The sequence below is a fragment of the Campylobacter sp. Cr9 genome (assembly GCF_020138295.1).
In the GTDB taxonomy this organism is placed as follows: Bacteria; Campylobacterota; Campylobacteria; order Campylobacterales; family Campylobacteraceae; genus Campylobacter_E.
This window is the reverse complement of record NZ_JACGBH010000001.1, coordinates 155,855-171,747: the sequence shown is the minus strand read 5'-3', so window position 1 is coordinate 171,747 and position 15,893 is coordinate 155,855. Positions and strand designations below refer to the sequence as shown.

Below are 15,893 nucleotides of genomic sequence, written 5' to 3'. Positions count from 1 at the left end.
ACTTAGCCTTTAAAATCATAAGTATATGTAGATTCAAATCCTAATGGAATACCTAAAGCCCAGAAAATAAATAAGCTTCCTACAAGTGCAATCCATAACGCGATACCAAAAGGTAGCATTAATGAGCTTAGCGTTCCAACTCCGGTTTTTTTGTAGTATTTTTGGCAATAGCTTATAACTAATGGATAGAATGGAAACATCGGTGTCATAACGTTTACCGCACTATCGCTTGTTCTATATGCTGCTTGAGTAAGCTCTGGACTAATTCCTAAAAGCATTAGCATAGGAACGAAAATTACGCTCAAAATTGCCCATTTTGAAGTTGCCGATGTAACAAATATATTTAAAAAGCTTGTAAATATAATAACCCCTAAAACGGTGAAAACTGAAGGCATATTCATACTCTTTAATAATTCAGCACCTGAAATTGCCAATAATGTTGAAAGGTTTGATGTATTAAATACATATAAAAATTGCCCACAAACAAAACAAAATACTATAAATGTTGTTAGAGTATTTAAGCTACTTGCAGCCATTTTTGATAAATCGCTTGAAGTTTTGATTGAGCCACTTATTTTTCCATATACATAGCCAGGAATTGCTAAGAACAAGAATACTAAAGGAACAATAGCTTTCATTAAAGCAGCATCAGCACTAGTAAGTGAGCCGTTGCTTCCACGCATAACTGAGTTTTCTGGAATAGATACAGCAAATAAAACAACAGCCATAAATATAAATGTTAAAGTTGCACCCCAATAAGCTTTGTTTTCAATACTTGTAAGCTTTTCGTTTTCTAAATGTGCAATTTTGCAATCACTATCAATAGGCATAGTTTTATTAAGCATAGGCTCAATTATTTTGCTACTTACAAACCAACATGCAGCAATTACACTAAAGGTTGAAAAAATACTTAAAAAATAATTACATAAAACATTTATATCAATGCTAGGATCAATCGTTCTTGCAGCTTTTTGAGTGAATTCTTGCATTAGTGGATCAACAACACTTGGAATATAACAAGCACTAAATCCGCCTGCTAAAGCAGCAAATGAAGTTGTAATTCCAGCTATTGGATGACGACCCGCACTATAATACATAGCAGCTGCAATTGGCATTAAGAATACATAAGCACTATCAGAAACTATGTGGCAAATTATAGAAATAATAATAACAACAGGAACAACGATATTTTTTGGAACAATTCCTATCATTTTGATAAGTAAAGCTCTAATATACCCACTTCCTTCGGCAATACTTACACCCAAAGTTGCAACTAAAACTAATTGTAAAGCAGGAAATGTTATAAAGTTAACGCCTAATCTTACGATAAGTTCAGTTAAATTATGCATTTCAAACATATTTTTCACTACGATTTTTTCGTGACTTACTGGGTGAACATAAGAAAAATCAATAAAGCTTAAAGCAAAACTTAAAAGCATTACAATAAAAAATGCAATTAAAAATAAAATTGTAATATCAGGTAATTTGTTTCCTAATACTTCAATTTTGTGTAAGATTTTTTCAAATCCATTTCGCTTAATTTGTTGGTTTTCTACCATTAAAGCTCCTTTTAAGAAAATAAAAGCTTCAATGTTACTATATTTTCTAGTTTTATGCAAAAAATAATGTTAATTTTATGTTAAATTGTAACTTTTGGTAACAGAATTTGAAATCGGAATTAGAAGTGGTGCGGATGAGAGGACTTGAACCTCCACGCATTGCTGCACCAGATCCTAAGTCTGGCGTGTCTGCCAATTTCACCACATCCGCTAAGTGGTACGCCCAAGAGGATTCGAACCTCTGACCTACGGCTTAGAAGGCCGTTGCTCTATCCAGCTGAGCTATGAACGCATCTAAAAATAAAAGCTGTATATTATCTTAATAAAATTAATTTTTGCTTAAATTATATTATGTTTTTAATAATTTTATTTCTTCCTGTATTTTTTGCTTCGTATAAGCATTTATCAACTTTTGTAATATATTCATCTAAAATATTGCTTGCAAAACTGCTCTCTACATAGACAAAACCTATGCTAACACTTGATTTAAGCCCTTCAACTGAAAATATAGAATTTCCGTATTCTGCTCTAAAGTTTTCACAAGTATTTTCAAAATCATATTCTGATACATTGTAGGCTAATACTAAAAATTCTTCTCCACCCCATCTACAAATTAATTCCGTATGTTCTCCAAAATGTTTTTTCATAAGGTTTGCGCAATTTTTTAATACTTCATCACCTATGCTGTGTCCGTAATTATCATTTACTTTTTTGAAAAAATCTATATCAATTAAAGCTATGCCAACTTTATCAGTAATAACCAAGTCTTCTATGTTATCAAGAAAACACCATCTGTTCATAAGCTTTGTAAGATAATCAAAATTAGCACTTTTATCTAGCTTTTTATTTAAGCTTTGTCTATTTTCTAATTCAATATAGATTTGTTTTCTTAGAACATTTGATACTAGTATGAAAATAGAGCATACTACAAAGGCATTAATACATTTAAATACAAATTTAGCATTATCTTTAAATAGATGAAGTGGAACTTCCAAGGAATAATTTTCTACACAAAATAAATAATACATAGTTAAATAGTATGCTAAAGATAGAGTTGCAATTATATAAATTATCCATCTTTTTGAATAAATTCCTATATAGCAATAAGTAATCATAGGTAAAATATAATATTCAAATCCATATCCCCACCCAAGATAATAAATAGAACTTGATGAAAATACAACAGCAGCAAAAAAGACAACAGCTACACAAGCGTTAAAATTATTGCTTTTGACAAAAACTAAGGATATTAAAAACAATCCTGATAGCATAAAATATGATAAAAATAAGTAAGGTATATCATTAATTAGCATAATTAAAGCATAAACTAAATTAAACACTAAAAGAGCTTTTATAATTCTTTCTACTTGTAATACTTTAATCAGCTCTTCTTTTCTTTTTAAAAAATTAATCATATTTGTCCTAAAACTATGGTTTCTACTTTATTTTTACCACTTTTTTTGCCTTGATATAGCGCATTATCTGCCTGTGATAGCATATAATCAATACTTTCAACTCTTAAAGAATAGCATATTCCAAATGTAATTGTAGTTTTCCTAGCATTGTAGCCATCTTTATGTGTAAAATTAGAAAATTCATTTCTTATATCATCAATTAATTCTTCACACTCATCTATTCCAGAACCTGTTATAAATATTAAAAACTCTTCTCCACCCCATCTTGAAACATAATGAGATTGTTTTTTTGCTAATTTGTCTTTAATTATTTTTGCTGTATTTTTTAAAACAATATCTCCAAAATTGTGTCCGCACTCATCATTTAGGCTTTTAAAATTATCAATATCACCTAAGACAATAGCCATTGAACGGATTTGATCTTTTTGAAAATAACTATGATAAGTTTTTAGTATCTCATTCATTGCACGACGATTTAAAATACTAGTTAAATAATCATAATCAGCTTTATTTTGTAATTTAAGATTTTCTTTTTCAAGATTTCTTGCTTCGTTTTCATCTATACTATTTGTATAGCTTGAATAAAATATAACAACTAAAGCCATATTAACAACATTAAAAACATAAAAAAATGTCTTATATTCACTTTCATAATTAGGAATATCTTTAGTTACACATAAAACAACTAATACTAGTATTACTTCAAAAGCACCTATAATAAAAGGGTATCTTGAGTTTCTAAAATCATGAATATATCCAAGTGATAGTATTGTCATCATAACTATTAAAAATCCATACCCTTGACCTAATATATAAGTGCAAATTGAGCATGATATTAAAATTGAAAGATGTGTAAAATAAACTGCAATATTATGAAATTTATCAAATCTAAAAGTAATTATCGTAAATATTAAAGCAATTAAAGCTTCAATAATTTTTACTTTAGCCATTACATGAATATTTAAAAAGTAAAATATAGTTCCATAAGTTGTATGTGTTAGTGTAAGCAAAATCATTGTAATTTTAACGATTTGCTTAATATTGTCTATTTTTCTAATGTCATTCATGTTAAGTGCTTTTTGATACTATTCTATTTCTTCCAGAATTTTTTGCTTTATATAATAAATCATCTACTTCTTTAATATATTTGTCAAAATCAACATAAGAAAAATCATTGTCTATATGCAAACATCCTATACTTGCACTCACCTTAAAATCACCACCGCAAAATTTAGAATTATTTAAATCAAGTCTAAATTTGTTGCAAGCTTCATAAAATTCTTCATTAGAGCAACCTAATGCAAATATTAAAAACTCTTCTCCGCCCCATCTAGCTATCATATCTGTGTATTTACTAAAATTTGACTTAATACAGCTAGCAGTTACTCTTAATACTTCATCTCCTACGCTATGTCCGTAGGTATCATTTACTTTTTTAAAAAAATCTATATCAATGATTGCAAAATGAAAAGGTTTTTTATATTTAATCAAATGGACTTTTTCCATAAAAGCCCAACGATTTAATAAATACGTTAAAGGATCAGTTGATGCGTTTATGCTTAATGCTTCATTTATATTTTCTTTTAATTCTATTGTTTTATAGGCTTTAACTTTTACAAAATACATTACCAAAATTATTGTAACACAAGCTACAAAACTATGTATGATATAAAAAACTCCATTTATATTTTTGCCATATATAACGAGTTCATTAGATAATGAAAAATGTTGAACTTCCATGAAAAAATATAGTAATTCAAAAATAATACTCTCTAAAATAGCTATTGAATAAATTGTAATCTTATTATCAAATTTTCCTACATAACAAAAGGCTATGCAAGGAATTAGATAATATTGTGCTCCAAAGCTCCAACCAAAATAATAGACCATAAATACTGAATATATAACACATACACAATGAACTACATACGCGATACTATTTAATCCTATTGTTTTTTGTCTTATAAAAAAGCATATATATATAAATGCCAAAAATAAATTGATATACATAGGAAATGTATGTCCTGTGTAAGCAAAAAATGCAGATAATGTTAAATATAAAAGAGAAAATATTGCTAGTATATATTTTCCTATTTTGCTTGCAATTACGATGTCTTCGCTACTTAAGATACTATTCATATTAACCTAACTTTACCGATTTTACTCTATTTTTACCCGAATCTTTAGCTATATATAGTGCTGAATCTGCTTTTGTAATCAATAAATCTTTATTATAAACATTGTTTGAATAGCTAAATCCCATGGAAATACTTACATTTGTGCTATTTAATTCATCTTTTATTTCTAATTTTTCTATTATTTTTCTAATATTTTCTAATAAAGCATAAGTTTCATCATAAGAATAATCAATAAATAAAATTAAAAATTCTTCTCCACCCCAACGAGCTACGAAAATATTTGGATTTAAATCGTATTCTTTTTTAAATACTTGTGAAACTTTTTTTAATACTAAATCTCCAAAATTATGGCCATAAGTATCATTTAAATGTTTGAAGTTATCCAAATCACCTATTGCAACCGATAAAGAATTGATTGTTTTCTCTTTTAAATTCTCTAATTTCTCATCTAAAATATCATTCATCGCACGACGATTTAAAAGAGTTGTTAGATAATCGTTTTCTGCTTTATATTGTAGATATTCTTTTCTATCGTCTAGCTGTTTGATTATCTTTGAATTTTCTCTATCGTTTAGCCAGATATAAGCAAGTAGAGTTACTACCATGAATAAAAAGTTTGCAATATTTATATAAGGCATAAAAGGATTTGGATAGTTTGGCGTATCTTTTGTAAGATATAACATAACAAAAAACGCAGTAGCTTCAACTAAACAAATACCTATTGGAACTAAAAAAGTGTTAAAATTTTGTAAGTATGCTAAGGATAGTAAAAGCACTATAATCATAGTAAAGCCATATCCCCAACCAAGCATAAAAGTGCAATAACAACAAGAAAATAAAATATCAAAATGAGCGTAAAATACTGCTAATCCTATGCCTTTATTTTTACAAAATACAAAATAAGCAACTATTATTGAAATAAATAATTGAGCAGTAACAACAGGTAATAAAAAATAAAGACCTGTTAAGCTAAAGCTAATCATATATATAACATGCACAAGGCATATTATTATTACCGTAGCTTTGATTATGTATTCAAAATTATTAACAATTCTTACTTTACTCAATTTTTCCTACTTTAAATTCTTAAATTTAACTATATATTACACTGGCTAGAGAGTGAGGGAATCGAACCCCCCGCAGAATAGTCAACTATCCCACCACAAGATTTGAAGTCTTAGGGCTACACCAGTAGGCCAAACTCTCCACGAAAAAAGGCTTATTTATACCATATTTTGTTTAATATTTATTACTTTTTAAGAACTTTTGAAAATCGCTTTTTGTATTCATATTTAAAAAAGTTTCATCATTTTTAAAACTTAAAGTGTTAGCCTCAGTTTTATTAAAAAAATCCTTTATCTTGCAATTTTCATCAAATTCGTTTAAATATATAAAATCACTTTTTTTATAAAATCCACATAAAAAGTGAGTTTTAATGCTTTTTGCAACCACTGAGGTTTTGCGTTTTTTATGCTTGTAATAAAGCCTTTTTATAGCACTTTTTTTAATATTTACAAAATCTACTGCGATTATGAAAAAGGAATTTGAATTAGGAATTTCATTTTTTGCAAAAGTCTTTAAACCATTGATAGGATGAAAGTATTCATATTCATCTTTTAAAAACTTGCATTTTAAATCATTTGGCTTAGTTTTAGCGCAAAAATAAATTTCATTAAACAAAGGATTTAATTTTTCATATAAATAATTAATTAGGCTAATTTCACGCTTTTTATAATTAAAGCGTAAATTAGCCTTATCTTGTCCCATTCGGCTTGATTTTCCACCGCCTAAAATTAAGCAAACACTATTTTTAAAGCTCATCAGGAGAACAGATATAGCCTTTGATTGCACTTGCGGCTGCTATTGCACTATTTGCAAGATAAACTTCAGAAGTTCTTGCACCCATACGACCTACGAAATTTCTATTTGTAGTAGATATACAACGCTCACCATCAGCTAAAATCCCCATATATCCGCCTAAACATGCACCACAAGTTGGATTACTAACTACTGCACCTGCTTCAGCAAATATATTCATTAAGCCTTCTTTTTGAGCTTGTAAAGCAATTTTGGTTGTTGCTGGAGTTATAATCATTCTAACATCGCTATGAACTTTTTTACCCTTTAAAATATTTGCTGCAATTCTTAAATCATTTAGCCTTCCATTTGTGCATGAGCCTACGAATGCTTGATCAATTTTTACCTTTTCACTTACAGCTTGTTTGATACTTTTTCCATTACTTGGTAAGAATGGGTAAGCTACCACAGGATCAAGTTTATCTAAATCAATTTCAATTACTCTTTCATAAACAGCATTAGGTAAATGGCTAAATTCTACACCCTTTCTTTTTAACGGAACTGAGTTTAAAAACTCTCTTGTAGTATCATCAACAGCACATATTCCATTCTTTGCACCTGCTTCAATAGCCATATTGCATAAGCTAAAGCGGCTATCCATATCAAGCTCTTCAATGCCAAAAAATTCTAATGATTTATAAAGCGCTCCATCAACGCCTAAAATTCTAATAATTTCTAATATTAAGTCTTTTCCATATACCCAAGGCTTTAATTTCCCACGAAATTGAACTTTAATTGCGCTTGGCACTTTAAACCAGTTTTTACCAGTTATCATTGCGTATGCTAAATCAGTACTTCCCATTCCAGTAGCAAATGCTCCTAAAGCTCCATGCGTACAGGTATGGCTATCTGCTCCGATTATTACATCACCTGGGCTAATAAGTCCATTTTCAGGTAAAAGTGCGTGCTCAATTCCCATATTTTTTTCATCAAAAAGATATTTTAAATTATGTTCTTTTGCAAAATCTCTACTAATTTTTGCTTGATTTGCACTCAAGATGTCTTTAGCAGGAATGTAGTGATCTAGCACTATTGCAAAGCCGTCAGGATTAGCTAATTTTGTAGCACCACTCTTTTTAAATTGTTTGATTGAAATTGGAGTTGTAATATCGTTTCCTATTACCATATCAATCGGACAATCAATTATTTCTCCTGCTTTTACATCACGACCTATGTGATGAGCAAATATTTGTTCTGTTAAAGTCATAATTTTCCCTTTTTTCTAGTTTTATTAATTTTAGCCGTTAAAATTAAAAAAAGGATTAAAAATGAATTATTATGATTTAGTGCAAATTAAGGACTATTTAAAGCAGTATAAAAAAATAAATCGTGCTTATAGAATTAATGATAATTGTTTATGCATTGAGTTTAAAGAAAAATTATATTTTGATTTAACAAAAGGCAAAAGTGCGATTTATAGTGGTAATTTATATGCTAAAGATTATAATAGCCCCTTTGATTTACAGCTTAAAAAAATGCTTTTTAATGCTGCTATTTTAGATATAAATGTGCCTACTAATAATAGAATTTTAGAATTTAAACTAGCTTTAGCACATGCTTATAAAAGATTAGAGTTTTATTTGGTGCTTGAGTTTTCTGGCAAATTTACAAACGCACTAATTTTAGATGATAAAAGAAACATAATAAGTGCTTTAAGATATGGTAAAAATAATCTTAGAGATATTTTACAAAATGAGCCTTATATTGATTTAGAACCTACAAAAATCACTGAAAAAAATATAAAAATTATTGATTTTCAAGAATATTTTGCAAATATTTTTAATAAACTTCAAAATGAGAAATTAAACTCACTAAAAGCTCAAAAAATCTTAGAAATAAATAAAAAAATAGAAAAATTGCAAATATTAATTTCTTCTTTAGAAGATGAAGAAATTTTAGAGCAAAAAGCAAAATACGAATACGCAAAAGGCGATGCTTTAAAAGAAAATCTATATAAAATCAAAGATTACGAAAGAGAATTTGAAATAGGAATTTACAAATATAATTTAATAAATTCAGCTAGATACGAGCTAAATAATATTTATAAAAACGCTAAAAAATTAAGCCAAAAAGCAAAAAACATAAGCATAGAAAAAGATAATTTAAATGAAAAAATAGAGATTTTGCAAAATCAACTTCAAGCAATAATTTGCACTAAAGATGAGGTATTTTTACGCTCACTTTTTGCTAAGCAAAATAAAAAAGGTAAAAATGAGCAAAATCCAAATGTTCTTAATTTTTATGTAAATGATTATAAAATAAGCGTTGGGCTTAATGAAAACGCAAATGAATATTTGCTAAAAAATAGCAAAAAAGATGATTTGTGGTTTCATTTAAAGGATTTAAAAGGCTCACATGTAATAATCTCAAGTAACAAAAAAAATTACGATATAGATTTAATTTATCATGCAGCAAGTCTTTGTGCTTGTTATTCAGGTAAAAAAGATGGTAATTTTTTAGTAGATTTTACAAAAAGAGCAAATGTAAAAATTATTGAAAAAGCTTACGTAAATTACGTTAATTACGATACTATAAAGGTTTTTTTATGAGTGTTAGTGGTATAGGAAATATAAATTATATAAATCAAAATCAAGGCGTAGCGATTGATAATCTAGCAAAACATAACGCAAAAATGTTTGCAGATGAGCAAATAACTTTGGTTACTCCTGAAGTAAAAGTGATAGAAGAAAGTAGCGAAAGTGCAAAAACTAGCACTGATTTAGATGAAGAAAAATCTTTTCAAGAACGCCCTAAAAAAGAGCATAAAAAAGCTAATTTTTTCGGCATAGAAATAGAAGAAGATGAAGATTGCGAAGAAGAAATTAAAGAAAATAAAATATTTGATAAGTTGGTTTAAAGGAGTTTAAATGCTTAATGAAAAAGTAAAAACAGGTTTAATTTTTGCAATTTTTGCAATAATTTTTCTTGCTATTAATTCATATTATTTATGGCTAATTGTGTTTTTATTAGCTAGTGTTATTGGTTATTTAGAAGCTTGTAAATTATTTAAAACTGAAGCTAATTATTTGGTTTTAGCTTTTGGTTTAATCATGAGTATATTTACTCAAACGCCTGTAATGTCAATGATATTTGCAATTATTGTTTTTGCATCTTACATAGCGTATAAGCAAAAAGATTTAAAAGCGCTTTTACCTTTTTTATATGCTAGTTTAGGGATTGCGTTTATATTTGAATGTTATTTAAGATTTGGATTAAGTGGTTTTATATTATTACTTTTAAGTGTTGTATTATGTGATAGTTTTGCATATTTTGTAGGTAAAAAATATGGAAAAACTAGCTTTAGCCCAAGCTCTCCTAAAAAGACCTTAGAAGGTGTTGTAGGTGGGGTTTTAATTAGCACTATTGTTTCTTCAATTTATTCATATTTTGTGATTAATTTAGGAGTTTTAGAAAGCTTATTTGTTACATTTTTAATGGCATTTTTTGCTGTGTTTGGCGATTTATTTGAAAGCTACTTAAAACGCCTTGCAGGAGTAAAAGATAGTGGAGAGCTTTTCCCTGGTCATGGTGGGGTTTTAGATAGAGTTGATGCTTTAATTTTTGCAAGTATTATAATGGTGGTGATATTATGAAACCAGAAATCGTAAGTCTTTTTGGCTCAACAGGCTCAATCGGAGTAAATGCCTTAAAAATCATCAAACAAGCAGATATTAAGCTTGAATGTATAAGTGCTTATAAAAACTATGAATTATTAAACGAACAAATAAAAATGTTTAATCCAAAAATAGTTTTAGCAAGTGATGAGATATTAGATAAGGTAAATCATTCTAATAAATATTCAATCAAAGATGCTTTATTTGTTATGGAAGATTTAAAAAGCGATGGAATTATTAATGCAATTGTAGGCTTTGCAGGGCTAAAAATATCTTTAAAAACTCAAGAATTAGATAAAAAATTATTCCTAGCAAATAAAGAAAGCTTGGTTGTAGCAGGTAAGTTTTTAGATTGTCTTAGTATTTCTCCTATTGATAGCGAACATAGTGCATTAGCAGCACTTTTAAGGGGCGTAAAACACCCTAAAAAGCTTACTATTACAGCTAGTGGTGGAGCGTTTTTTAAATATAATGAAGTTGCAAATCTAAAAGCAAATGAAGCCTTAAAGCATCCTAATTGGGATATGGGAGCAAAAATTACTATTGATAGTGCAACAATGACAAATAAGCTTTATGAATTAGTAGAAGCTAAACATTTATATCCAAATATAGAATTAGATGCAATAATTGAGCCAAGCTCAAGCATTCACGCATTTTGTGAAAGTGTAAATGGTGCTATGAGTGCTTATTTTAGTGTGCCTGATATGAAGCTTAGCATTGCAAATGCACTTTTAGGAGAAAGTGAATTTCAAGCTTGTGAATATATTGATATTTTAAAATTAGCAAAATTAGAATTTTTTGAAATAAATCCTAATAAATATCCTATTTTTAAACTAAAAAATGATTTATTGAATAATCCTGATTTAGGAGTGATTATAAATGCTGCTAATGAAGAATTTGTTTATAAATATTTAAAAGATGAATGTAAATTCTATGATATTAGTAATGCAGTATTTAAAGCTCTTGATAAATTTAGCGACGCTAAAATAAATACTATTGATGATGTATTTAGCTTAGATAAATTAACAAGAGAGTTTGTGAATGCTTAGGATTTTTTTAGTCTTTTTAAGTATAAATTTATTTGCACTTAATTTTACTATAAATACTCTTGGAGAGTGCGATAAGGTTTGTGATAATACGGTTTTAATCTTTGGTGGAATACAAGGAGATGAGCCAGGGGGATTTCATGCTGCAAGCTTGCTTTTAACTGATTATAAAATTAAAAAAGGAAAAGTAATTGTAGTGCCAAATCTAGCATTTGATTCTATTATTGCTAGAAGTCGTGGAGAATTTGGAGACTTAAATCGCAAATTTGCTGAACTTAGCGAAAATGATCCTGATTATTACACCGTTGCATTAATCAAAAAAATAATCACAATGCCAGAAATAAAGCTAATCATAAATCTTCATGATGGTAGTGGCTATTATTCTCCACATTATATAAACAAAGATAAAAACCCTAAAAAATGGGGAAATTCTTGCATAATAGATCAAGAAGTAATTGATGCTAAATATGGTAATTTAAATGAAATTGCTGATAAGGCATGTGAGAGTATAAATAAAAAACTACTTCATAAACTTCACAGCTATCATTTAAAAAATACAAACACAGCAAAAGGCGATGAAGAAATGCTAAAAAGCCTTACTTATTATGCTATTACTCAAGGAAAAGCAGCTTATGCAAATGAAGCTAGTAAAAATCTTTTAACCCATGAAAGAGTTTATTATCATTTACTTGCGATTGAAAGCTATTTAGAAGCTGCTGGAATTGAGTTTGAGCGTAGTTTTGAGCTAAATCCAAAAGAAGTAAGAAATGCAATTGAAAAACCGATTTTGATTAATTTAGAAAATCGCTTTTTACTAAGTTTGCAAAAGCCAAGAGATAGAATAAATTTCGTTCCTATAAAGCTACCTTTTAATTACAAGGCAAGTAATGAATTAACAGCTATTTTTAAAAGTAAAAATGATAATGGCTATGTAGTGCAATATGGAAACAGATTTCAAACTAAATTGTATTTAGAAAAAAATGTTGAATATAGCGATATTATAAATAAATTAGATTTAGTTGTAGATGGAAAAGAAATAAGCACTGAATTTGCTAAATTAATTGAAGTAAAAAAAGACTTTTTAGTAAAAAAACAAGAAAATGTAAGAATTAATATCATAGGTTTTAATGGTAAGGGCAGTGAAGATAATATAAAGCTTGAGCTTAAAAATATGCAAAAGCAGTATTCGGTAGATAAAGCAGCAAAGATTTATAGAATTGAAGCTTATGAAGAAAACAAATTTATAGGAGCAATATTAGTTAAGTTTATATGAAAAATTATATATTTTTTCTTTTTATTTTATTCTTTTCATCTTGTGCTTATAATGATGATTTTATCTTGCCATCGCAAGATTTAAGCGATTATGAGAGTAAGGATTTTTATATTAATGATGATATTTCTGCTAAGCTAAAAGATGATTATTTAAATAACTTTTTTAGTGCGTGGAGCGATGAAAAGACTAATATCAATATGAACGAATTTGCAAATAATTTACTAAATGAAAAATCATATTCAGAAAATTATCAACCTTATGATAAAGAGTTTTTAAAGCAGTTAATTAACAATGCTGATTTTAAGAATTTGAATTCGGTTTTTAAAAACGCAATCATCATACATTCAAGCAATGTAAGGCTATTGCCAACTAAAAAGCCAAGGTTTAAAAATCCAAATCTTGCAGGTGAAGGCTATCCGTTTGATTATTTACAAAATTCTTTCATTTATGCCTATACGCCTGTTAAGATTAGTCATTTTAGCAAAGATTTTGGCTGGAGTTTTATTTATAATAGTTTTATAGTTGGCTTTGTTGAAGATAAAAATATCGCTTTTATTAGTGATGATGATTTAAATGCTTTAAAAAGCTCAATTGGTTACATAAGCCCTAAAAAAGATAAAATCCCTTTAATTGATAAAAACAATGATTTTGTTGAATACGCAAGAATAGGAATGCTTTTAGCGCTTAGTAAAGAAAGTGCTAATTATTACACTATAAAAGCATTTAAAAAAGGCATAAATAATCAAGCAAAATTAGTAGAAATTAAGGTTAATAAAGAAGATTTTTTTAAGCTAGGTTCAAGTTTTTCAAGCAAGGATTTAAAAAATATTGCTAATGAATTAATAGGTCAAAATTATGGCTGGGGCGGAATGAATGGCAATAGAGATTGCTCGGCGTTTTTAAAAGATGTTTTTGGAAGTTTTGGTATATATTTAAAAAGAAATTCGCAAGATCAAATAATGCAAAAAGACTATTTAAATAGGTCAAATTTCATAAACATAGGCAAATTAAACAATAAAGAAAAATATAAATACATAAAAACACACGCAATTCCTTTTGCAAGTTTGCTAGCTCTTAAAGGTCATATTGTTTTATATCTTGGTGAGTTTAATGATAAAATGTATATCTTGCATAATCTATGGGGTATTAAAAATTATAATAGTGGTAAAGAAAGCAGAATCGTTGTAGGCAAAGTTGCAATCACTACAATAGATGCAGGAAGCAATCTAAAAAGCGTTAAAAATAGCGATGTTATATTAAGTAAAATTTATGGCATTAGAAATCTTTTTATAGATGAGATTAGCTACATAGAAGAATGATTTATCTTAATTTAGGGCTAAAATTCTAAAGAATTTGAATTAGGAATTTAAACTTCTTTTAAATAAGTTAAAAGCAAATTCCTATTTCAAATTCTTTGGTTTTTATCAAATGATTTTTAAACTAATTTGTAACTATTTGTATTATTTTAATAACTTGTAACTTTAAGTAATACTTTTTTTGTAATTTTTATGATATTTAAAACTCCATCAAAATTTCTTTTATATTTTTTGATAATTTATTGATGTAAATCAATTAAGGAGGGTTTTATGCAAGAAGAATTGTTTGTAGATGATAGAGCCAAAAGGCTTAAATCTTGGCTAATTATCGCTATTGCAATTGTTTCAAGCGTTGCTTTGTATTATTTGTTACCTTATGATACAAATGCAAACAAAGGTTTAGCTTTGTTACTTTTTGTAGCGATTATGTGGTTTAGTGAGGCTATTCATATTTCTATGACGGCTATTTTAGTTCCTGTTATTGCTATTTTTATCGGGGTAGGTAAAAGCAATGCTGATGGGAGCTTTTCTGCTTTTAGTATCAAACAAGCTTTGGCTAATTTTTCTGATCCTACTATATTTTTATTTTTTGGTGGTTTTGCACTAGCAACTGCACTTCATATGCAAAGCATTGATAAAAAAATTGCTATGAAGATTTTATCGCTTTCTAAATCTCATTTAGGAGTAGCTATAATTGCAATATGTATTGCAACTGCAGCCCTTTCAATGTGGATATCAAATACAGCAACAGCAGCTATGATGTTACCACTTGTAATGGGTATTTTAAGCGAGCTTGACCCTAAAAAGGATAGAAATACCTTTGTTTTTGCACTTTTATGCGTTGCGTATTCTGCTAGCATTGGAGGGCTTGGAACTATCGTTGGCTCACCACCTAATGCAATCGCTTCTCAGGCTTTAGGGCTTGATTTTGCATCTTGGATGAAAATAGGAACACCTTTAATGCTAATGATTTTACCTTTAATGATTATTGTTCTTTATTTTGTATTTCGTCCTAATTTATCACAAAAAATTAATATGCAAATAGAAGAAATCCCTTGGACAAGGCCAAGAGTTGCAACTTTGATATTATTTAGCGTAACTGCACTTGCGTGGATTTTTAGCAAACCACTTAGCAAACTAACAGGCATTCCCTTTTCTGATGCTTTGATTGCTCTTAGTGCAACTGCTGTTATTGTGGTGCTTCATCTTGCAACTTGGGAGCAAATCTCAAAAGGAACTGATTGGGGAGTTTTAATATTATTTGGCGGTGGTTTAGCACTTAGCTCAATTCTTAAAGATTCAGGCGCTTCACTTATTTTAGGTAAAGAAGTTGCAAGAATATTTGGAGATTTTTCTACTTTAGGAATTATTTTTGTAGTTTGTACTTTCATAATAATTCTTACTGAATTTACAAGCAATACTGCTTCAGCGGCTTTATTAGTTCCTGTATTTGCGACCATTGCTAGTAATATGGGAATGCCTAAAGAAATCTTAGTTATGGTAATAGGAGTTGGTGCAAGCTGTGCTTTTATGTTACCAGTTGCAACACCGCCAAATGCTATTGTTTTTGGAACAGGACATATAAGACAAAAAGATATGATAAAGGCGGGTGGATATTTAAATATAGGCTGTGTTATTATTATTTCATTGTTTGTATATTTTTATTTTTAAGCGA

General features: G+C 28.4%; 14 protein-coding genes and 3 tRNA genes. 7 read left to right on the top strand and 10 right to left on the bottom strand.

The window, feature by feature from the left end; translation table 11 throughout:
* Window positions 1-2: 2 nt before the first annotated feature.
* The 10 genes from AVANS14531_RS00910 to AVANS14531_RS00865 all read right to left on the bottom strand — a co-directional run bounded on the left by AVANS14531_RS00910 (window position 3) and on the right by AVANS14531_RS00865 (window position 8,176).
* Window positions 3-1,559 carry an AbgT family transporter gene (locus tag AVANS14531_RS00910; protein ID WP_239817351.1) on the bottom strand — a complete coding sequence of 519 codons (1,557 nt, stop codon included), beginning with the start codon at window positions 1,557-1,559 and terminating at the stop codon, window positions 3-5.
* Window positions 1,560-1,685: 126 nt separating this feature from the next.
* Window positions 1,686-1,770: transfer RNA gene (locus AVANS14531_RS00905), tRNA-Leu, on the bottom strand.
* 4 nt (window positions 1,771-1,774) lie between these two features.
* A tRNA-Arg gene (locus AVANS14531_RS00900) sits at window positions 1,775-1,851 on the bottom strand.
* Between the two features lie 52 nt (window positions 1,852-1,903).
* Window positions 1,904-2,974: a GGDEF domain-containing protein gene (locus AVANS14531_RS00895; protein ID WP_336610973.1), complete on the bottom strand. Its 1,071-nt coding sequence runs from the start codon at window positions 2,972-2,974 to the stop codon at window positions 1,904-1,906.
* Window positions 2,971-4,041 (bottom strand): GGDEF domain-containing protein, encoded by a 1,071-nt coding sequence (locus AVANS14531_RS00890; RefSeq protein WP_239817349.1) that lies wholly within the window; start codon window positions 4,039-4,041, stop codon window positions 2,971-2,973. Before AVANS14531_RS00890 ends, AVANS14531_RS00895 begins: the two co-directional genes overlap by 4 nt.
* A 1-nt stretch (window position 4,042) precedes the next feature.
* Window positions 4,043-5,113 carry a GGDEF domain-containing protein gene (locus AVANS14531_RS00885; protein ID WP_336610972.1) on the bottom strand — a complete coding sequence of 357 codons (1,071 nt, stop codon included), beginning with the start codon at window positions 5,111-5,113 and terminating at the stop codon, window positions 4,043-4,045.
* Between the two features lies 1 nt (window position 5,114).
* Complete coding sequence (locus tag AVANS14531_RS00880) at window positions 5,115-6,179, bottom strand: GGDEF domain-containing protein (RefSeq protein ID WP_239817347.1); 1,065 nt, start codon at window positions 6,177-6,179, stop codon at window positions 5,115-5,117.
* 42 nt (window positions 6,180-6,221) lie between these two features.
* A tRNA-Sec gene (locus AVANS14531_RS00875) sits at window positions 6,222-6,320 on the bottom strand.
* A gap of 31 nt (window positions 6,321-6,351) precedes the next feature.
* Entirely contained in the window at window positions 6,352-6,933 is a 582-nt protein-coding gene (locus tag AVANS14531_RS00870; protein ID WP_336610971.1) for a molybdenum cofactor guanylyltransferase, read from the bottom strand.
* Window positions 6,923-8,176, bottom strand: coding sequence for a 3-isopropylmalate dehydratase large subunit (locus AVANS14531_RS00865; RefSeq protein ID WP_336610970.1), 1,254 nt, complete (start codon window positions 8,174-8,176; stop codon window positions 6,923-6,925). The genes AVANS14531_RS00870 and AVANS14531_RS00865 overlap by 11 nt, the downstream gene beginning before the upstream one ends.
* Window positions 8,177-8,237: 61 nt before the next feature.
* Between AVANS14531_RS00865 and AVANS14531_RS00860 the strand changes: the two genes are divergently transcribed.
* The 7 genes from AVANS14531_RS00860 to AVANS14531_RS00830 all read left to right on the top strand — a co-directional run bounded on the left by AVANS14531_RS00860 (window position 8,238) and on the right by AVANS14531_RS00830 (window position 15,889).
* Entirely contained in the window at window positions 8,238-9,518 is a 1,281-nt protein-coding gene (locus AVANS14531_RS00860) for an NFACT RNA binding domain-containing protein (protein ID WP_336610969.1), read from the top strand.
* Complete coding sequence (locus tag AVANS14531_RS00855) at window positions 9,515-9,826, top strand: hypothetical protein (RefSeq protein ID WP_239817343.1); 312 nt, start codon at window positions 9,515-9,517, stop codon at window positions 9,824-9,826. Before AVANS14531_RS00860 ends, AVANS14531_RS00855 begins: the two co-directional genes overlap by 4 nt.
* 10 nt (window positions 9,827-9,836) lie before the next feature.
* Window positions 9,837-10,562, top strand: coding sequence for a phosphatidate cytidylyltransferase (locus AVANS14531_RS00850; RefSeq protein ID WP_239817342.1), 726 nt, complete (start codon window positions 9,837-9,839; stop codon window positions 10,560-10,562).
* Window positions 10,559-11,632, top strand: coding sequence for a 1-deoxy-D-xylulose-5-phosphate reductoisomerase (locus tag AVANS14531_RS00845; protein ID WP_336610968.1), 1,074 nt, complete (start codon window positions 10,559-10,561; stop codon window positions 11,630-11,632). Before AVANS14531_RS00850 ends, AVANS14531_RS00845 begins: the two co-directional genes overlap by 4 nt.
* Window positions 11,625-12,902 carry a M99 family carboxypeptidase catalytic domain-containing protein gene (locus AVANS14531_RS00840; RefSeq protein ID WP_239817340.1) on the top strand — a complete coding sequence of 426 codons (1,278 nt, stop codon included), beginning with the start codon at window positions 11,625-11,627 and terminating at the stop codon, window positions 12,900-12,902. Before AVANS14531_RS00845 ends, AVANS14531_RS00840 begins: the two co-directional genes overlap by 8 nt.
* Complete coding sequence (locus AVANS14531_RS00835; protein ID WP_336610967.1) at window positions 12,899-14,221, top strand: SH3 domain-containing protein; 1,323 nt, start codon at window positions 12,899-12,901, stop codon at window positions 14,219-14,221. Before AVANS14531_RS00840 ends, AVANS14531_RS00835 begins: the two co-directional genes overlap by 4 nt.
* Before the next feature lie 267 nt (window positions 14,222-14,488).
* Window positions 14,489-15,889, top strand: coding sequence for an SLC13 family permease (locus AVANS14531_RS00830; protein WP_336610966.1), 1,401 nt, complete (start codon window positions 14,489-14,491; stop codon window positions 15,887-15,889).
* The last annotated feature ends 4 nt before the right edge of the window (window positions 15,890-15,893 follow it).